Raw genomic sequence first — 20846 nt, 5'->3', positions numbered from 1 at the left:
TATTTTTGTTAAAATCGAAAATCAATAAAAATGATATCACAAAAATTTCTTGAGAACATCACAAACGAATTAACAAACATAGAAAACGACGGACTTTTCAAAAGAGAAAGAATCATCACATCACAACAGAGTGCCGAGATAGAAGTTGCTGGGAAAAAACTTTTGAACTTTTGTGCCAACAATTATTTGGGATTATCCAATAATCCGGAGGTGATGAAAGCTTCTCAAGATGCTATAGAATCTCACGGTTATGGGATGTCGTCGGTTCGTTTCATTTGTGGAACACAGGATATTCATAAAGATTTGGAAGCTAAGATTTCCAATTTCTTAGGAATGGAAGATACCATTCTTTATGCCGCTTGTTTTGATGCGAATGGCGGTGTTTTCGAACCATTATTCTCAGAAGAGGACGCAATCATTTCCGATGAACTGAATCACGCTTCGATTATCGATGGAGTAAGGTTGTGTAAATCTGCAAGATACCGTTACAAAAACAATAATATGGAAGATTTGGAAGCACAATTGATTGCCGCTTCTGAAAAAAATCACAGATTTAAAATCATTGTGACTGATGGTGTTTTCTCAATGGACGGAATTGTTGCAGACCTAAAAGGTGTTTGTGATTTAGCGGATAAATATGATGCTTTAGTTATGGTAGATGATTCTCACGCAACAGGGTTCATTGGAAAAACAGGTCGTGGAACGCACGAGGCGAATGATGTGATCGGAAGAGTCGATATCATTACTTCAACTTTGGGAAAAGCTTTAGGTGGTGCTTTAGGTGGATTTACTTCTGGGAAAAAGGAAATTATTGATATGTTGAGACAACGTTCTCGTCCTTATTTATTCTCAAATTCATTAGCACCCGGAATCGTCGGAGCGGCTTCCAAAGTTTTGGATATGATTTCTGATGACACTTCTTTGAGAGATAAAGTGATGGAAAACGCAGAATATTTCCGAAAAGAAATGAAGGCTAAAGGTTTTGATATTCCGGATGGCGATGCAGCGATTGTTCCGGTTATGCTTTATGATGCGAAATTATCTCAGGAAATGGCCGAGAAACTTCTGGCAGAAGGGATTTACGTTATCGGATTCTTCTATCCGGTTGTTCCGAAAGGAAAGGCGAGAATTAGAGTTCAGTTATCTGCAGCTCATACCAGAGAACATTTGGACAAAGCTATTGCAGGTTTTGAAAAAGTAGGGAAAGAGTTAGGAATTATCTAAGATAAAAGGAAAGCTTACAAAAATTTGTAAGCTTTTATTTCACAAAAAAACCAGCAAATAGTTTTGCTGGTTTTGTATTTTTCGAGAAAGTCTCAAGATTATTTCTTAGCGTAAGACTTATCCTTGATTCTTGCTTTCTTACCTCTAAGATCACGGAAGTAGTAGATTCTAGCTCTTCTAACTTTACCTTGTCTGTTAACTTCAATTTTCTGAAGTGCAGGCATGTTGATTGGGAAAACTCTCTCTACTCCAACATCACCAGACATTTTTCTGATTGTGAAAGTTTTTGTAGCTCCAGTTCCTCTCAATTGGATAACAACACCTTTGAAGAACTGAGTTCTGGTTTTGTTACCCTCTTTAATTTCTGTGTACACAGTGATGGTGTCACCGGCTTTGAATTCTGGGAATTCTTTTTTCGTAATGTACTTATCTTGTACGTACTTTAATAAATCCATTTTTTATAATAAAAAATTTGTTTTGTCAAGCTAAGCAACATTCACGTCCTTCGTCAGAGGTTGATTAACAGGTTGCAAAAATATAAATAATTTTCATAACTGCAATACAATCTGAGAATTAAATTCTAATTATTTAATTTCCAATAACTCCACGTCAAAAACCAAAGTACTGTTGGGACCAATTTCTTTGCTGACTTCCTGCTGTCCATAAGCCAAATGTGGCGGAATCGTAAACCTGAATTTACTTCCAACAGACATCAACTGCAAACCTTCTGTCCAACCTTTGATAACTCTATTAAGAGGGAATGATGCTGGTTTTCCACGTTTTACAGAACTGTCAAAAACTTTGCTTGTAATGGTCGTCCCGTGATAATGACATTTCACTGTGCTTTTAGCTGTTGGTTTTGGACCTTCTGTTTCTACAAGGATTTCGTATTGCAAACCGCTTGGTAAAATCGTTACACTTTCTCTTTTTCCATTTTCAACCAAATAATCCTGACCATCTCTCAAGTTTTTTTCGGCCAATTCTTTTTTTCTTTTCAATAATAAATCCGCTACACCCATTTCTAAATTTTTTCCAAAGGTATTTATTCTCAGTCGATTCATCAAAAAATTGCAATTATTTCCCGTAACTTTGATGAGATAAGAAAAGATAAAGCAATAAATTAGGAGCTTAATCCCGCTGTCCACTATATCTTTTTTATTTTTTTACAAGTTTTGTCACTTCGATTGAATCGAAGTCCATAAAAAATAAAAAAGGATGCCGTTTCCATCGGGGCTAGGTGTTTCGTCAACGATTCAAGTTTTGTTATTAATAGTAAGATTTGTCAAAAGATTAAAATTAAAAAGCATTAAAAAGTCAAAATCAACAACCAGTTTGTCATTAAGTTTTACGTCTTCGCGAGCCTTAAAAATATTTTCAATAATGTCCAAAAAATCTTTGCGGACTTTGCATTAAAATTATTAGATTATACATTATGAACAAAGAAACCGAAAACAAACTCATCCACAAAAATACCAAACCAACAAGTATGAGAATTCTGGTCTACGATTTTCTGAGTTCCCAACCATTTGCCACCTCACTATCCGAAATCGAAAACCATTTTCAGAATGCCGACCGAACCACCATTTACCGAACCTTGAAAACCTTCGAAGAAAAAGGAATCGTTCACAGCATTCAGGAAAATGCAACCACAAAATATAAGCTTTGCCACGATGATTGTGACGAGAAAACACACAAAGACTGGCATCTCCATTTCTACTGCAAAATCTGCAAACAGACCACCTGCAAAGAAGATATTTCGTTCCCCGAAAGTATGAAAACCAATTTCAGGATTGATGAAATCAGACTTTTCGCTAAAGGCATCTGCGAAAATTGCCTCGAATCGACTTTCAACAATTAAGTAATTTGTATAAGTCTGAGGCCCTCGAAGATATTATTCCATAAAACTTTGCAATAGCATTGCATTTGCAATAGCAATATCTTTGTTAAAAATTATTTCGATATGGAAGAGTGTTGCAGTACAAAACCGAAGAAAGAGCACAACCACGGAGCTCACGACCACAGTGACCACGACCATTCTCACGGTAATTCAAAAATTGCATTATACATCAGTTTAATCATATTTTTCTCTGGACTCATTTTAGATTTCTGGATTAAAGCCGATTGGTTTACCAACAACGTTTGGCTGAGATTTAGCTGGTATTTCGTGTCTTATATATTAGTGGCGTTCACAGTTTTCAAAGAAGCGTTGGAACTGGCAAAGAATTTAGATTTCTTCAATGAGTTTTCATTGATGGGAATTGCAACAATTGGCGCTTTTGCAATTGGCGAATTTCCCGAAGGTGTTGCCGTGATGCTATTTTATACAATCGGCGAAATGTTCCAGGAATCTGCAGTTAACAGAGCTCGAAATAATATCAAATCATTATTAGATGTTCGTCCGAAAGAAGCCACCGTTTTCCGAGATGGAAATTGGAAAACTATTGCTCCAGATGATGTCAAAATCGGGGAAAAGATTCAGGTGAAAGTAGGAGAGAAGATTCCGTTGGATGGTGTTTTGTTGTCGGAAAAAGCAAGTCTCAACACATCAGCTTTAACAGGAGAAAGTAAACCCTCATCAATCCAAAAATTGGAAGAAGTTCTTGCCGGAATGCTGAACTTAGACCAAGTCATCGAAATCGAAACAACCAAATTATTCGAGAATAGTTCGATTGTCAGGATTCTTCAAATGGTTCAGGATGCAAGTTCCAGAAAAGCCAAAACCGAATTGTTCATCAGACGATTTGCAAAGATTTATACGCCAATTGTTTTCGTTTTAGCTCTTTTGGTAACACTTGTTCCATATCTCTTTGTAGAAAATTATGTTTTCAAAGATTGGCTTTACAGAGGTTTGGTTTTCTTGGTGATTTCTTGTCCTTGCGCACTGGTTATTTCAATTCCGTTGGGGTATTTTGGTGGAATTGGCGCCGCTTCCAGAAACGGAATTTTGTTCAAAGGTTCTAATTTCCTCGATATTATTGCGAATGTAACAACAGTTGTAATGGATAAAACCGGAACGTTGACAAAAGGTGTTTTCAAAGTTCAGGATATTGTTCCGGAGAACATTTCGAAAGAAGATTTTCTTTCCATTTTATCATCGGTTGAAAGTCATTCTACACATCCTATTGCGAAAGCCGTTTCAGAATTTCATCCTTCCAATCAGATTCCGGAATCTGTAGAAGAGATTTCCGGAAAAGGAATAAAAGCGGTTATTAATCAACAAAGAGTTCTTGCAGGAAATACAAAACTTCTGAAAACTTTTAATATCAATTATCCGGAATTCTTGGAAGAAATTGTAGAAACAACTGTTGTTTTAGCTATTGATAATGAATATAAAGGTTACATCACGATTTCCGATGAGGTTAAAGAAGATTCGGAATTGGCGATTAGTAATTTGAAAAATAACAACATCAAAACCATGATGTTAAGCGGTGATAAAGACTCTCTAACTCAAAATATTTCTAAAAAATTAGGAATCGATTCTGCTTTCGGTGGTCTGCTTCCCGAAGGAAAAGTTGAGAAATTGGAAAATCTGAAAAGTAATCCAAAAGAAGTTGTTGCTTTTGTTGGAGACGGAATCAATGATGCGCCGGTTTTGGCTTTGAGTGATGTTGGAATGGCGATGGGCGGATTAGGTTCCGATGCTGCGATTGAAACTGCGGATGTAGTTATTCAAACAGACCAGCCTTCGAAAATTGCAACTGCGATCAAAATCGGAAAAGCGACGAAGAAAATTGTTTATCAAAATATAGGGTTAGCTTTTGGAGTCAAAGTGATTGTTCTGATTCTTGGAGCCGGAGGATTAGCCAATATGTGGGAAGCCGTTTTTGCAGATGTTGGTGTGGCACTTTTAGCAATTTTAAATGCAGTTAGAATTCAGAATATGAAGTTCAATTAATCAATTTTAACAAATTTATTTTTTGCTAACAAAATAGTATTATCTTAGTAAAAAATGAAAATATGTTAAGAACTACCGTTTTATGCGCTTTATTATTGTCTCAATTTGGGAACGCTCAAGGCTTTCTGAAAACTCAGGGTCAAAAAATTGTCAATTCTAAAGGTGAAAATATTTATTTGAAAGGTCTTGGATTGGGCGGTTGGATGCTTCAGGAAGGTTATATGCTTAAGACGGCTGATTTTGCCGGACCACAATATCAAATCAAAGAAAAAATTGCAGAAGTAGCAGGCGAAGATGGAAAAAACGAATTCTACAAAGCTTATCTCAAAAACGGAATTACCAAAAAAGACATCGATTCTTTAGCAAAATGGGGATTCAATTCCATCAGGCTTCCGATGCATTATAATCTTTACACTTTACCAATAGAAAAAGAACCTGTAAAAGGACAAAATACTTGGTTGGAAGAAGGTTTCCAAATGACGGATAATCTTTTGAAATGGTGCGAGGATAACAAAATCTATTTGATTCTTGACCTTCACGCGGTACCTGGTGGACAAGGAAACGACGCCAATATTTCCGATAATGACAAATCAAAACCGAATCTTTGGGAAAGCGAGGAGAATCAGAAAAAGACAATTGCACTTTGGAAAAAGCTGGCAGAACGCTATAAAGATAAGGAATGGATTGGCGGCTACGATTTGATTAACGAACCTAACTATCCGTTCACAGGAAAAAATCCGAATGGAACCGACGAGATGTCCAACGCGCCACTTTGGAAGCTTCAGAAAGATATTACGGAAGCCATTCGCCAGGTCGATAAAAAGCACATTATCATTTTGGAAGGTAACGGTTGGGGAAATAATTACAATGGTTTACCGAAACTTTGGGATGATAATTTGGTTTTAAGTTTTCACAAATATTGGACAACTAATTCTCAAGATGCTATCCAGAATATTATCGATTTAAGAGAAAAACTAAATGTTCCAGCTTGGTTAGGCGAAACGGGCGAAAATTCTAATGTCTGGTTTACAGAACTGAACCAATTGTTATTGAAAAATAACATCGGTTACGCTTATTGGCCAATGAAAAAGATTGATAATATCGCTGGAGTAACCAATGTGAAAATCACTCCGGATTATCAAAAGCTATTAAATTATTGGAAAAATGGCGGAACTAAACCAACGAAAGAATTTGCCAAGAAAACATTGATGAAGATTGCTTATAATTATAAATTGGAAAATGTAGAAGTTAAAAAAGATGTTATCGATGCATTGTTCCGTCAGGTAAATGATGAAAGCACAAGACCTTATAAAAATCACATTGCGCCGGGAAGAATCTTTGCGACAGAATATGATTTGGGAAGATTTGGCAGTGCTTATTCTGATAACGATTTCCAAAACCTTTGGGTGAGTAATGGAACTCATACAGAATGGAACTCCGGAAATAAAATGAGAAATGATGGTGTTGATATCTACGCTTGTAATGATAAAATCACCAACAAATATTATGTGGGGAAAACTGAAAAAGGAGAGTGGCTACAATATACGGTGAATAGCAATCTGGCTAAGAAATATAAATTGAACATTAGATATAATAATGATTCTGCTCAAGCTTCAGAATTGGTCATCAAAACAGAAAATGGCGATGATTTGGGCAATATAAAATTAGCTCCAACAGGAAAAGCTTGGAAAACAGTTTCTGTAAATAACATCAACTTGGTAAAAGGAGAAAATAAATTGAGATTGTACTTTGAAGCTGGAAATGCTAACCTTAATTACTTCGAACTTCAATAAAAATTGAATTTAAACTAAAACTAATAAAACCGAATGTTGAAAAATGTTCGGTTTTTTCTTTGTAAGACAAACTTTGGCTTGATATTGTATAAGGTAATTTGTTGTAATAAATTAATTTGTAAATTAGAAAGAAGAAATTTCGTAACAATACCGGTAATTTTTTGACTACTTAATAAAACTAAACTATGAACAAAATCTTTTCTTTAATCTTTCTGTTCTGTTTTTCATTTGTTTTTTCTCAAAGCACGCTGAGTGTTTTTAGAGCGGACAATCATAAACCCATCAAAGGCGCAAAAATCTATTGTAATAACCAATACATAACGGAAACCGATGAGAAAGGTGTGGCAACTTTCACAACCAAATGTTCCAAAGTAGATGTGGAAATCAACGGATTTATCGGGGATGAAGTGGTTGTTGACAAAATAATGGAATTGGAACTGGACAGACAAAACGCCAAGACACACGAGATAGAAGGCGTTGTACTTTCCAACGAAAGCGACCCTAGAGCTTTGGCAATCATAGATAAAGTTTTCCGAAATTTTAAAGATAATTCTCCTAATGCATTAGATTCTTATTCCTACAAGTCGTATGAAAAAATGTCTTATGATGTGGATGAGGACAGCATTAGAGAGTACAGAAAGTTCATAGATGCTAGAGAAGATTCATTGTCGAAGCTTCCTAATCGTGAGTTTGCCCAGAAAGATAAAAAGAAAAAAGATTCTATAGAAGGTGAACAGATGATGTCGGTTATCAAGGACAGCAAAATGTTTCTTTGGGAACGTGCGATGCAGTTTTTGTATTCTAAGAAATATGGCGAGAAAGTCAATATCCTGGATAACAGAATCTCCGGTTTGAAAAATCCTGTTTACGAAATGCTGGCTCTGAGATCCAACAGAGACAAAATCCCAAGAGAAATTCTTCCTGAAAACAGAAGCCTTTATAGATATTTCTTGACAGACTCTATCGAGATTGATGGCAGAGAGAATTTCGTCATCCGTTTCCGTCAGGTAGATTACAAAGTCCCTGTTAACCGTAGAAAATACAACGGTTATCTGTACATCGACAAAGAAACTTATGCCATCAAAAAAATCGAGAGTAATAGCAAAGTAAGAACAGACGGAAGCATCACTTCGGTTTGGATTCCGATTCAAAACAAATGGTTTCTGAAGACCGAGAACCTTAAAATCAAAATGGGTTCATCAGAGTTTTCGACAGTTAAGAAAAAAGATAACGAAACGGCTGAAGAGAAAAAAGAGCGATTATCCAAAACCAAAAGATTTGGGAATTATGCTTATATGAAAGCCGATTATTTCGATTTCCAAACGCCTGTAGAGCTCAAAGCATCGCAGTTTAGTGGCTATACAATGGGCGTTCAGAACGCAGATGGAACATTGTTGGATCAATACAGAACAGACAGTCTCACTACAAGAGAAAAGCAGACTTATGTGAAGATTGACAGTCTGGGGAAAAAATATACATTGGATAGCAAAGTCAAAGTTTTAACAGCATTACTAAGAGGGAAATTCACGGTGGGACTGGTAGATATTGATCCTTTACAAACCAAATATAACCGTTACGAAGGTTTCAGATTAGGTGCTGGTTTTAAGATGAATGAGCGTTTCAACCGTTACATTTCGCCAGATGTTTATTTGGCTTACGGCTTCAAAGACAGAGGTTGGAAATACGGTGCAGGGATCGATTTCCGAACAACTTTGGAAAGAAACTCTTTCTTCCGGATCGAATATTTCCACGATGTGGCCGCTTCGGGGAGGTTCAGTCAGAATCTTTGGAATATGAAGATGTCCATCAATAATACCGGAATGTCTATCCAGAATGATAAATATTACAAGTATGACGGTTTCCGCGCAGGTTATGAAATCGATCTTTCTAATTCTCTGACCCTGAATGTCTCTGCAAAAAGACAGACCGAAGAGGCAGGATTTGATTATCGGTTTATGAATCAGTCCGGCCAGTTTACGACATTCAGCTCTTTGGCGACGATCAAATTCTCTCCGAATAGTAAAAACATAATGACGCCTTCCGGAAAATATACTTTTGATCAGAACTTCCCGGAGGTTTATTTTAATTATGAACAAGGCTACAAAACTCTGGGCGGCGATTTCAATTACAGCAGATTGGACGTTTTATACACACATCAGTTCAGAACCATTTTAGGAAATACTGGGACAAGAGTTTATGGTGGTTATTATCTTGGCGAAGCACCAATATGGCACGCTTTCGAGATGGGCGGTTTGGATTCTAATAAGAATACGGGCATCTTATCCAATTTCAATTTCACGACATATCTTGGATTCGCTACGATGACTGCAGGGAAATATTTTAATGATAAGTTTGCAGGATATTTTATCACACATCGCATTCCGTGGTATTTCAAAAGTTTTGGTAAGAATACATCCAGCTTCGATTTTATCTATAAAGGGGTGATTGGTAATATGAAAAATCCGGAGTATCATCAGTTTGAGTTTTCGCCTTTGGATCATCTGTATCAAGAAGTCGGTTTGGAATATAATAACTTCCTGAGCTCACGATTTAACTTAGGTTTCTTTTACAGAGTCGGGCATTATGCCAACAATAATTTTAAAGATAATTTTGCTGTGCAGCTAAAGCTTAAACTTCTAGAATTTTAACAATGAACGATCTATTCAAGCAACAGGTTTATGAAGTCACCAGACTGATTCCCAAAGGTAGAGTTTCCACCTACGGCGCTATTGCAAAAGCAGTGGGTTATCCCAATCATTCCCGCCACGTAGGCAATGCGATGGGCAATTGTCCAAAAGATGTTCCGGCACACAGGGTTATTAGCAGTTCCGGAAAGTTATCGGTTCCATCGTTCCGGGAAAGGTTGGAAAAAGAAAATGTGGTTGTACAGGAAAACTGGAAGATCAAAGACTTTAAATCCCTCTTTTGGGATCCATTGAAGGAATTATAATTAATAAATGTCCCTTAGTTACGAGCTAAGGGATTTTCTTTTTTTATAATTAATGACAAAAATTGACTCCGATTTTTAATGAAATTAATCTCAAAAAATGCCCTTCTGCAAGTCCTATGAATAGGGCATTTGCGTAGGTGGCCCAAAACACACGAGAGTTTTCATCAAAACACACGAGAGTTTTCATCAAAAGACACGTGTGTTTTAAAGAAAAGACACGAGAGTTTTTAACAGAATACACGTGTGTTTTATATCGTATTTGTAGATTTTTATCTATAGATGGAAAATATTAATTCAATTTACTTTTTTGTTTAATTAAAATTTATACTTTTATCTCATTCAATAAAATTTAATTTTTAATTAAAAACACAAACAATGTCAATTAAATTTAGTGTGGTTCAAAGAGCCAATCCTCAAAAAAGAGATGATCCTGCAAAGTATTACGCCAATATCATAGGTGATGGTAAAACCACTTTGTCTGATCTTGCAAAGCACGCCAGCACAATGTCCACTGTTTCAAAAGCTGATATCCTTGCCGTCTTGGAAAGTACTTTCGAGAAGATCGCACAGGATGTAGCCGATGGTAAAATTGTTTACGTAGGAGAATATTTCACCTTGCAAGCTGGCGGATCCAGTGTGGGTGCAGAAACAGAGAAGGAAGTGACTGCTGCCAATATCAAAACTGTAAAAGCGGTGTTCCGCCCCGGTAAAATGATAAAAGATGCTTTGAAGCTGGCCACGTTCCAGAAGAAAGGCTAAGTTTTTGGTTGATGATTTTCCTGCAGATCTCATAGTATTGGTTGGTGGATTGTACTGTCTTAATCATTTGTGTTTTTTTGCTATTTTGGTCTGCGGGATTTATTTCTTAAAATATAATTTAATAAAAAAGCCATCTCAATTGAGATGGCTTTTTTATTGATATTCGTGATGAGACTTTATTTAAAAGCTTCAATTGTTTTGTTAATGGCGTTAATCTGTTGATTAATCGTTGGGCTGTTCGGATTGTTTTTCAGAACTTCCATTTTCTTGTTCAGTCCGTCTTTCAGCATTTGTACAATCATCATTTTCACTTGTGGATTGTCTGGCATTTGAGATTTTGCCTGAACCAGAACTTTAGTTACTTTTTCGGTTGCTTTCAGGTTGTCAGAACTCATAATCCAATTGTATCCTTCCTCAGCAGATTTGCCTAAAGTCGGATCCTGGAATTTGATGAAAGGGTAGAAGGCAACCGTTGTCCCGATAGCCGGCATTTGTTTCTCAATCTTATTCTTCACAATGATTGGAAGCAGCTTCGAAATCAAATCATCCGAAGCACCGTTCAGATCAATGTTTTCAATAGATGTTGCTGCTTTTGACGGATCCAATTCTGCAATTCCTGCCAATGAAGAACCTTTTACAGCATTAGAAACGGCATTCAATCCTTTTTCATAGATAGAACTGTACTTAGCATTTTTAGTTTTTGCTAAAGCTGAAATTGCTGCTGCCTGAACCAGAGTTTTCGGATCATTAGAAGCCAATTTTTCAACCTCAACAGTCAAAGCTTTTGCCTGATCCGGAATGGTTAAATCAATTTGCTCCAATGCCTGTTCTCTGATTCTGAAGAAAGGATCTTTCAATGCTGCTGCCAACAATTTGATACCTGCAGGATTTTTTCCAGCTTCTTCTTTAATATTACTCAGCGCAATAGATTTGCTTTTGTATTCTTTAGATCCCGTGAACTGAAGGAAACTTTGTTCTGGTGTTTTAGTCTCCGTAATATCTGCAACCAAGATTCCGTCAGCATTAATATTAATCAAGTCAGGTGTTTTAGAAGAATCAAAAGTGAACGTATTTTTCGCCTTGGCATCTACCCAAACTTGTTTTCTGATTGGTTTTCCGCTATCATAAACATCGATCGTTAAAGGAAACTCGAAAGGCTGATCCTGAGATTGATTGATGACCACAGTCACTTGCTTTTTAACAGGTTCGTAAGTTGAAGTATAGCTCAATTTTGGATGTCCGCTTCCGAAATACCATTGATTGAAGAACCAGTTCAAATCTTTTCCGGATACTTTTTCGAATGCTAATCTTAACTGATGCGCTTCGGCGTTACCATATTCATACGTTTTTAGATAGTCATTCATTCCGGCAAAGAAAGCATCATCACCAAGATAATTTCTCAACATATGAAGGATTCCGCCGCCTTTCTGATAAGTAACCAAATCAAAAACATCTTCACGAGAAGCGTAATCGAATCTCACCAAATTCTTTTTGAAATCTGCAGGATTATGAATGTAATGGTTCACATCTTCCATCTGGTGATAATCGGCTTGATCTTTTCCGTACTTATACTCGTTCCAAAGATATTCGGAATAGTTAGCAAAAGACTCGTTAACAGTTAAATTACTCCAGCTTTCTGCCGTTACTAAATCTCCAAACCAATGATGAAATAATTCGTGAGCGATGGTGTCTTCCCATTTATTCTCATCGATTAATTGTCCAGGTTTCTGAAGAATATCACTTCCGTGAAGAGTCGCTGTTGTATTTTCCATTGCTCCGGAAACATAATCTCTTCCCGAGATTTGCGCATATTTTGCCCAAGGATAATCGTAGCCTAACTTCTTAGAAAAGAACTCAATCATTTCTGGAGTGTTTCCGTAAATCTGTTTTGCATAAGGTTCATATTCCTTTTCGATGTAATAATCGACAGGAATATTTCTCCATTTATCCTTCACAATAGCGTACTCTCCAACGCCCATAAAGAAAAGGTAAGTCGAATGTCTCTTATCCATCACCCAATGGTCGGTTCTCATATTTCCGGATTCTTTTTGAGAATCTTTCAGAATACCGTTGGAAAGGGTAACATATTTATCAGGAACAGTCATATAGATTTCCTGAGTTGTTTTTTGGTTGGATTTATCAATTGTCGGGAACCAAGCAGATGAAGATTCTGTTTCTCCCTGCGTCCATATTTGAGTTGGTTTATCCGGGTCTTTGCCCTGCGCATTGATGAAATAAAGACCTTTTGCATCGCTGATTGCTTTGCTTCCCTCTTGTTTTACTTCATTCGGACGGGCTGTATATTTGATGTAAACCGTGTAATCCTGATTTTTTTGATAAGTTTTATCAAGTGTGATTTTCAACTCATCATTTTTATAATCGAATTTTAAAGGCGACTTAGAACCATTTTTGTCCAAAGCCACTTCGTGAATCAGCATTCCTTTTGCATCAAGAACCAACTCGTTGGTTGCATAGAAGAAAGGACTTGCTGTAAGCCATTCTTCACCATTCATTTGCTCTTTCTGATAATCGAAATTGACTTTCAGTTTGGTGTGTTTAAGTTCTGTGGTTTTGGTGTGTGTTGCTCTATAAGGAACATTTCTACCTGAAGTTTCTGTCTGTGCAAAAGCAACATTTGAATTAAAAATTGCACCCAAGAAAAGTGCAGCTATGAATATCTTTTTCATTCTTACGAATTTATAATCGATGTTATTTTAAAGTTTATAAGTCTTGATTTTTAGAGGATTGTTACAAAAAAAGTGGGAATTACCCACTTAATTTTATATCGCCACTGGTGCTTTAATCCCCGGATGCGGGTCATAATTTTCCAAAGTAAAATCTTCAAAATCAAAATCAAAAATATCTTTGATATCAGGATTCAGTTTCATTGTTGGTAAAGGTCTTGTTTCTCGGGAAAGCTGTCTGTTGACTTGCTCAAAATGATTGTTATAAATATGGACATCACCAAAAGTGTGAACATAATCTCCAACTTCAAGTCCAGTAACTTGCGCAACCATCATCAATAAAAGCGCATAACTCGCAATGTTGAAAGGAACTCCTAGGAAAACATCCGCACTTCTTTGATATAACTGAAGCGACAATTTTCCATCTGCCACATAAAACTGAAACAAAGCGTGACAAGGTGCCAAAGCCATATTAGGAATTTCTGCGGCGTTCCAAGCGGAAACTATTAATCTGCGGGAATCTGGATTTTTTTTGATTTGTTCAATTACTTCAGAAAACTGGTCAACCACTTTTCCATCGGCTCCGCTCCAACTTCTCCATTGTGCGCCGTAAACTGGACCTAAATCTCCATTTTCATCCGCCCATTCATTCCAAATTGAAACCCCATTATCAGTCAGATATTTCGTATTCGTATCACCTTTAATAAACCAAAGCAATTCATAAATAATAGATTTCAAATGCACTTTCTTTGTAGTAACCAAAGGAAATCCTTTCGACAAATCATAACGTAATTGGTAACCGAAAACGCTTCGTGTTCCCGTTCCTGTTCTGTCGGTTTTATCGGTTCCGTTGTCTAAAATATGCTGAAGTAAATCAAGGTAGTTTTGCATTTTGAATTCTTAATTGAAGAGTCAAATTTATTAAAAATGAGTCAGTTTTCTATTGAAATATATTAATTAAGTTACTAACATCTATTATTTTTTTCATTCTTATTTTACTTGGATAATCTTTGTAAATCCAAATCCTGAAAATCAAAACTAAAATCGATATTCGGAGAGATGCCTTTCATTTTTATACTTTGTCCTTTTCCTTCTTCATCCAATGTGAAAATGGCGAAGGCATCGGCGTCAAAACCTCTATATTCCCATTGGATGGCGAAGGTGTTAGCTTTATAGAATTTCATCGGGCCATTAAGTTTTGGAGAACGATAAGACTTGAACCATAGTTGATTATCTTTCATAAAAACCTCACATTTTCCAAACCATTTATCTTCATAGATTCCGATATAATCTTCATTTTTTATTTTCACATTTTTGTTATCAGCTACAGTTTTCCAAACTTTATCAGTAATTGCATCTCCTTCTTTTAAACGGTTTTTGAATCTCGCAGAATATTTTGAAATCCAGTCTTCTTTAGGCACATTCAGAATATAATCGGTTAGTATATTTGCAACGGCATAATCTAGGTAGATTCCACCATCTTGCGTATTAGTAAGAACAATAATCCCGAATTTTTTATCAGGAATCATTCTCACAATTGACAACATTCCATCCAATCCTCCCGTATGTTCTACTACAAAACTTCCGTTCATATCGGATAAATCGAAACCTAATCCATAACCTGAAAAATGTGTTTTGTAACGTTCTTCGAAATGAGAATCCATTACAGTATGGATTTTCCACATCTCGTTTTGACGGTCTTTTGTAAATAGTGTTTTATCGGATTTTTCGCCATATTTTCCACCATTCAACTGGAGCTGAACCCATTTTGCCATATCATTTACATTAGAAAAAATGCTTCCGGCAGCACCGTTCATCTTACTACCAAAATCATAAAGAGGAACAGTTGTTTTCTCTTTTAAATTAACAATATGGGGTGTTGCAATATTTGAAAAGTCTTTGATATAAGAATTGGCAGGATAAGAATTCGTCATTTGTAAAGGTTGAAAAATTCTCGTTTGTATAAAATCTTCCCAAGACATTCCGCTAACTCTTTTAATCAATTCTCCTGCAACAAAATATAACTGATTGTCATAATCCCACTTAGTTCTAAACGGCGAAACGGGTTTGAAATGCTGTAAGTTTGTAATAACGTCATTAATCCCAAAATCGCTTCCCGCAGGAAATTCCATCAAATCGCCGGCTCCCATTCCGAGTCCGCTTCTGTGGCACAAAAGGTCTTCAATAATAAAATTTTCAGTGACGTAATTATTATACATTTTGAACTCAGGAATGTATTTTGTGACCTTGTCATCCCATTTTATTTTTCCTTCATCTACCAAAATAGAAAGTGCGGCAGTCGTAAAAGCCTTACTATTAGAAGCAATCTGGAAATTGGTAAATTGATTTACAGGTTCTTTTGTAGTTAGAGATTTCATCCCGTAACCTTTTTCAAGAACAATTTTTCCGTTTTCGATAACAGCAATAGAAGCACCTACAACATTGAATTCTTTCATTGATTTTTCCATCAAAGAATCAATTTTTCTTGGAGAAATCTGGGCAAAGGCTACTTGAAAAAAAGAAGTAGAAAATAGAGTAAATGTTATGATTTGATTTTTCATAGGTTAAGATTGTTTTGTAAATATCATAAAAAAAGCATTCACTTTTAATGAATGCTTCTAATATTTTTATTTGTCTAAATCTTAAACCGCCGTATAACCACCATCAACAAGATAATAACCGCCAGTCATAAAAGAAGATTTATCAGAACTTAGGAAAAGAACCAATTCTGCAACTTCCTCAGGTCTTCCTAATCTTCCCATTGGATGTTTAGCTATTAATGCTTCTTTCATATCGCCACTTGCACTTTCCAAAAGTGGCGTTTCGATATAAGCTGGACCAACTGCATTACAACGGATATTTTTCTGTCCATATTCCGCACCGATATTTTTGGTTAATCCGACAACTGCGTGTTTTGAAGTTGTGTAAGCCGAAGAAAGTGGCGCGGCTACTGTTCCGTGGATAGATGCGATGTTGACGATAATGCCGCCTCCGTTTTTCTCCATTTGAGTTAATTCATATTTACAGCCGTAGAAAACACCGTCAAGATTCACGTCAAGAACTTTTTTCCAACTGTCGATGCTGTAATCTCCTGTTAGTTTTTGCTCGCCACCGATTCCCGCATTATTGCAGGCGATGTCCAATCTTCCGTAGGCGTCAACTGTTGCTTTTATTAAGGCTTCAACTTGCTCTGGATTTGATGTGTCTGCTTTTACAAAAGTCGCTTCTCCACCTTCCGATTTGATTTCTTCAACAGCTGATTTTCCGTGTTCTTCATTGATGTCGGAAACCACAACTTTTGCGCCTTCTTTAGCGTATAATTTTGCGATGGCAAGTCCAATTCCTGAACCTGCGCCTGTAACCAAAGCTACTTTATTGTCTAGAATTTTCATAATAAATGAAATTTTAATTTGTTTATTGATGCCTTATTTAAAGCAAAAATGATGCAAAGCAAATGTCTCTGACAGTTAATTATTTCTTAAATGTTTCATACTGAATCAATGATGAAATTTCTTATCGAAACAATCTTGACTTTCTTCTATAAAATCCCTCAGTTAGTCTATTAGATTTGATATTATTTTCTATATGAGACAACTTTGTTCCCGTAAAACAGACGAACAATGCGAAAATATATCATCATATTGCTTTTCATCGGAATCCTTGCTCCGGCTCAAAAAGTCTGGACACTTGAGGATTGTCTTGATTACGCTGTACAAAACAACATTACCGTAAAGAAAACGGTTTTGGACAAGACGACCGCATCGTTGAATTATCAACAGCAGAAGAACAACAAACTTCCGACAATTTATGGGACAACTTCTTTGGGTTTGACGAATGGTTCCAGTATCGACCCGATTACGAGTTCATTTGTGAATCAGAATATTTTGTCAAATAGTTTCGGTTTAAGTGGAAATATGACAATTTATCAAGGAAATAAACTGAATCTTCAAATCGAACAGAACAAAATGATTCTCGACCAGTCTTCATTATATCAAAAACAAGCTGAAAATAATATCGTTTTGAACGTTCTGAATGCTTATTTGCAGGCTTTATATTATTATGAAGGCATCGAAAGTGCAAAATATACAGCAAGTTCTTCCGCTCAGGAATTGAAATTAACTCAGACCAAATTTAAAAACGGAGCGATTTCAAAATTGGATTTGGCGGATGTTGAAACTCAGGATGCGCAGAATCAATACACGGTTGTGAACAGCGAAAACCTTTACAATCAGCAGGTTTTGAAACTAAAACAATTATTGGAACTTGACCCAAGTATTGATTTTCAAATCGAAAAGATAAAACTGACCGATTTAATGGAATCCATTCCGGATAAACAACAAGTTTTTGCTCAAGCAATCGAAAATCTTCCTGATTTGAAAATTTATGATTCTCAGAACGAGATTCTTGCAAAAGCACTTCAAATTACGAAAGCTGGTTACAAACCGACACTTTCTGCCGCTGCAGGTTTGAATACAGGTTTTACGAGCACTCAAGATTACAGCTATTTCAATCAGTTTAAAAACAATTTCAACAAGTCGGTTGGCTTGTCTCTGAATGTCCCGATTTTCTCGAAAAAGCAAAACGATACGAATGTCAAATTAGCTCAAATCGATATCGAACAAAATAAACTCGATAAAATAAGTGCAAGCAAGACTTTGTATTCATCCATCGAAACCGCTTGGCAGAACGCAATCGCCAATCAAGCTCAGCAAAAATCATCGAAAGTGGCGAGAGACAATGCAAAGCTCGCTTATGATTTAGCCAGTAAAAAATATGAATTCGGAGGTTTGACAACAACGGAATTGGCCGTTAGCAGAAACACTTATTTGACGAATGAACAAACTTACCTTCAATCAAAATATATGTCGGTTTTGTACACTCAACTGCTGAATTTCTATCAAGGAAAAGCATTAACTGCCAATTAAAAATAACAGGAAAAACATCAAGATTATGAATCCAAAATATAAAAAATACTTCAAAAATTCTATTATCGTTCTTGTTTCAGCGATTGTTATTTTCTTCGTTTATAAATATTTTACAACAGAAAAAACGAGCAATATTGCGGTTCAAACGGTAAAATTAACAAAGCAGAATGTTACAACTTCGGTTACTGCAACCGGAACTGTAGAACCTGTTGACCAAGTAGATGTGGGAACGCAGGTTTCGGGAATCATCAATAATATTTATGTTGATTATAATTCTCAGGTTAAAAAAGGTCAGCTTTTGGCAGAATTGGACAAAACCAATCTTCAGGAATCTGTGAACAATGCTTTAGCGCAATATAACGCATCACTAAACGAACTAAATTATTACCAGCAAAACTTTAATCGTCAAAGTAATATGTTCAAATCCGGAGTGATTAGCAAGGCAGATTACGAGCAGGCTTTTTATCAGGTTAAGAACTCTCAGGAAACCGTAAGTCAGAGAAAAACAGCTTTGGCGCAGGCGAGAACCAATTTGAGTTATGCCAATATTTATGCTCCGATTGACGGCATTATTTTGAGTAGAGAAGTGGAAGAAGGGCAAACTGTACAGGCAAGTATGACAACGCCAACGCTTTTCACCATTGCAAAAGATATTACCAAAATGCAGGTGGAAGCGGATGTGGATGAAGCAGATATTGGTGGAGTAGAAGTTGGTCAGCGTGTGAGTTTCACGGTGGATGCCTATCCTCAGGAAGATTTCAGTGGTCGAGTTCGTCAGGTTCGTTTGTCCGCAACTACAGAATCCAATGTTGTGACTTACACCGTCATCATCGATGCCGATAATCCTGAACAAAAACTGAAACCAAGTTTGACAGCAACCATCACAATTTTCACTCAGGAATTAAAAGATACCAATACAATTCCGGCTTCGGCAATCGCTTTCACTCCTGATACGGAAACTTTGCAGAAATATTATCAGCAAAATCAAATCACGGCAAAAATTCCCGAAATCAAAACCGGAAAAAACAAGGAAAAATATATTTGGATTAAAAATAACGACGGAAGTCTTTCCCAGAAACAAATCACAATCGGAATTAATGACGGAATCAATATTCAGGTGGTCAACGGACTTTCAGGAAACGAACAAATCGTAACCTCACTTGACGAGCAGACAGAACCTATTACAAAATCGAGCGGAGACGGAAGCAGTCCATTTATGCCGAAAAGACCAAATAATAACAACAAAAAATCAAGTTCAAGCCAAGGTCCACCGAATTAAAATTTAGTATTCAGTTATTTAGTTAATTAGTTTTAAGCTAATCAGTTATTAACGAAACAACGATTTATCGATTTTACAAATCAAATATTTAACTAAAAAACTGACAACTAATTAACTAACCAACAAATCAACTACAATGAAACCCATTATCAAAATAGAAAACCTGAAACGCGAATTCAAAATGGGCGACGAAATCGTTCACGCTTTGAAAGGCATCGATTTGACTATCAACGAAGGTGAATTTGTGACGATTATGGGAACCAGTGGTTCGGGAAAATCAACATTCCTCAATGTTTTGGGATGTCTCGACCAGCCAACTTCGGGAACTTACGAACTCGATGGTGTTTTGGTCAAAGATTTAAACAAAAACCAACTGGCGGAAATCAGGAATACAAAAATCGGATTCATATTTCAATCATACAATTTATTGGCTAGAACCAGCGCGCTGGAAAACGTAGAGTTGCCTTTGCTCTACAATTCCAAAGTGTCGGCGGAAGAGAGAAGGGAGCGCGCTGTGAAAGCCTTGAAACAGGTCGGTTTGGAAAGCAGAATGGGACACGTTCCGAGTCAGCTTTCAGGCGGACAACAGCAGAGAGTTGCGATTGCGAGAGCTTTGGTTAATCATCCGATAATCCTTTTGGCAGATGAGGCAACGGGGAATCTCGACACCAGAACGTCCTACGAAGTGATGAATCTTTTTCAGGAACTCAATGACCAAGGAATCACGATTGGATTCGTAACCCACGAGGATGACATTGCGAGATTCAGCAAACGAACTGTGATTTTGCGAGACGGAATCATCAAAGAAGACAAGCAAGTAGAAAACCGACTGATTGCCAAAGATGAATTAGTAAAACTTCCAAAAGCAGAATAGTTTTTTGACTCCGTCGAACCACTTTGTTAGGTTTGGGTAGCTAATCCGCCTTCCGCTCCAAATCTTTTTTGCGGACGATTTCAGTCTAAATAGAACTTGAAGTTTGGCAAAAAAGGATTTCCGCTCAAGTCGGGCTACGATTGATTCAATGTTAAAAAGAAACTTGTTCAAATATATATTTAGAAATCTCAATGAAGATGAATTAATGAAGTAAACTTTTGTAAACCTACAATGAAGACCGAAATGCAGATGCAATGAAGACGTAAAATGAAACCGACAATGAAAAGATAATGAAGAGGTTGGTTTACAAAAGTTTTATTAAAGAAGTCGTAGACTTCAATGTGAGTAGCCTCGGGTGAAACCCGTGGATTAAAAGATCAAATTCAACGAACCCGAAGGGTTCAATATCAATAGCAGTAGGTTTTAACCTATGGAAAAAAATGAAGAGGAATTAATGTTGTGA

16 protein-coding genes are annotated in these 20846 nt (G+C 36.6%); 10 read left to right on the top strand and 6 right to left on the bottom strand.

Features of this window, described 5'->3' with window-relative positions; genetic code table 11:
- The first annotated feature begins 30 nt into the window (after positions 1-30).
- A complete protein-coding gene (kbl, locus tag BUR19_RS10665; RefSeq protein WP_074235310.1) occupies positions 31-1224 on the top strand; it encodes a glycine C-acetyltransferase in 1194 nt (397 codons plus the stop codon).
- Between the two features lie 98 nt (positions 1225-1322).
- Here kbl and rplS read toward each other — a convergent pair whose 3' ends face one another.
- Together rplS and BUR19_RS10655 are read right to left on the bottom strand one after the other, a co-directional pair.
- Positions 1323-1679: a 50S ribosomal protein L19 gene (rplS, locus tag BUR19_RS10660; protein WP_074235309.1), complete on the bottom strand. Its 357-nt coding sequence runs from the start codon at positions 1677-1679 to the stop codon at positions 1323-1325.
- A 129-nt stretch (positions 1680-1808) separates the two neighbouring features.
- Positions 1809-2243, bottom strand: a complete 435-nt coding sequence (locus tag BUR19_RS10655; protein ID WP_074235642.1) for an FKBP-type peptidyl-prolyl cis-trans isomerase — start codon at positions 2241-2243, stop codon at positions 1809-1811.
- Positions 2244-2656: 413 nt separating this feature from the next.
- On the opposite strand from BUR19_RS10655, the gene BUR19_RS10650 reads away from it, so the two are divergent.
- From BUR19_RS10650 to BUR19_RS10625, 6 genes are all read left to right on the top strand, one after another.
- On the top strand, positions 2657-3082 hold the full coding sequence (locus tag BUR19_RS10650) for a Fur family transcriptional regulator (RefSeq protein ID WP_074235308.1): 426 nt from the start codon (positions 2657-2659) through the stop codon (positions 3080-3082).
- A 102-nt stretch (positions 3083-3184) separates the two neighbouring features.
- Positions 3185-5119, top strand: a complete 1935-nt coding sequence (locus tag BUR19_RS10645; protein ID WP_074235307.1) for a heavy metal translocating P-type ATPase — start codon at positions 3185-3187, stop codon at positions 5117-5119.
- Positions 5120-5181: 62 nt separating this feature from the next.
- The gene (locus BUR19_RS10640) at positions 5182-6912 is read left to right on the top strand and encodes a cellulase family glycosylhydrolase (protein WP_074235306.1); all 1731 of its coding nucleotides are present in this window, start codon (positions 5182-5184) and stop codon (positions 6910-6912) included.
- 185 nt (positions 6913-7097) lie between these two features.
- Positions 7098-9560 carry a hypothetical protein gene (locus BUR19_RS10635; protein WP_074235305.1) on the top strand — a complete coding sequence of 821 codons (2463 nt, stop codon included), beginning with the start codon at positions 7098-7100 and terminating at the stop codon, positions 9558-9560.
- A gap of 2 nt (positions 9561-9562) precedes the next feature.
- On the top strand, positions 9563-9862 hold the full coding sequence (locus BUR19_RS10630) for an MGMT family protein (protein WP_074235304.1): 300 nt from the start codon (positions 9563-9565) through the stop codon (positions 9860-9862).
- Positions 9863-10237: 375 nt separating this feature from the next.
- Entirely contained in the window at positions 10238-10621 is a 384-nt protein-coding gene (locus tag BUR19_RS10625) for an HU family DNA-binding protein (protein WP_074235303.1), read from the top strand.
- 176 nt (positions 10622-10797) lie between these two features.
- Here BUR19_RS10625 and BUR19_RS10620 read toward each other — a convergent pair whose 3' ends face one another.
- The 4 genes from BUR19_RS10620 to BUR19_RS10605 form a co-directional block, all read right to left on the bottom strand.
- On the bottom strand, positions 10798-13308 hold the full coding sequence (locus BUR19_RS10620) for a M1 family metallopeptidase (RefSeq protein ID WP_074235302.1): 2511 nt from the start codon (positions 13306-13308) through the stop codon (positions 10798-10800).
- 93 nt (positions 13309-13401) lie between these two features.
- Positions 13402-14196, bottom strand: coding sequence for a thymidylate synthase (locus BUR19_RS10615; protein WP_074235301.1), 795 nt, complete (start codon positions 14194-14196; stop codon positions 13402-13404).
- A gap of 104 nt (positions 14197-14300) precedes the next feature.
- Positions 14301-15866, bottom strand: a complete 1566-nt coding sequence (locus BUR19_RS10610; protein ID WP_074235300.1) for a serine hydrolase — start codon at positions 15864-15866, stop codon at positions 14301-14303.
- 81 nt (positions 15867-15947) lie between these two features.
- Complete coding sequence (locus BUR19_RS10605; protein WP_074235299.1) at positions 15948-16697, bottom strand: SDR family NAD(P)-dependent oxidoreductase; 750 nt, start codon at positions 16695-16697, stop codon at positions 15948-15950.
- Positions 16698-16925: 228 nt separating this feature from the next.
- Here BUR19_RS10605 and BUR19_RS10600 point away from each other — a divergent pair, with 228 nt between their 5' ends.
- The 3 genes from BUR19_RS10600 to BUR19_RS10590 all read left to right on the top strand — a co-directional run bounded on the left by BUR19_RS10600 (position 16926) and on the right by BUR19_RS10590 (position 20383).
- Positions 16926-18230: a TolC family protein gene (locus BUR19_RS10600; RefSeq protein WP_074235298.1), complete on the top strand. Its 1305-nt coding sequence runs from the start codon at positions 16926-16928 to the stop codon at positions 18228-18230.
- 25 nt (positions 18231-18255) lie between these two features.
- The gene (locus BUR19_RS10595) at positions 18256-19509 is read left to right on the top strand and encodes an efflux RND transporter periplasmic adaptor subunit (RefSeq protein ID WP_074235297.1); all 1254 of its coding nucleotides are present in this window, start codon (positions 18256-18258) and stop codon (positions 19507-19509) included.
- A gap of 136 nt (positions 19510-19645) precedes the next feature.
- Positions 19646-20383, top strand: a complete 738-nt coding sequence (locus BUR19_RS10590) for an ABC transporter ATP-binding protein (protein WP_074235296.1) — start codon at positions 19646-19648, stop codon at positions 20381-20383.
- The last annotated feature ends 463 nt before the right edge of the window (positions 20384-20846 follow it).

Origin of the sequence: Epilithonimonas zeae (assembly GCF_900141765.1) — a bacterium.
In the GTDB taxonomy this organism is placed as follows: domain Bacteria; phylum Bacteroidota; class Bacteroidia; order Flavobacteriales; family Weeksellaceae; genus Epilithonimonas; species Epilithonimonas zeae.
The sequence above is the reverse complement of the archived record's forward strand: the minus strand, read 5'-3'. Positions and strand labels throughout refer to the sequence as shown.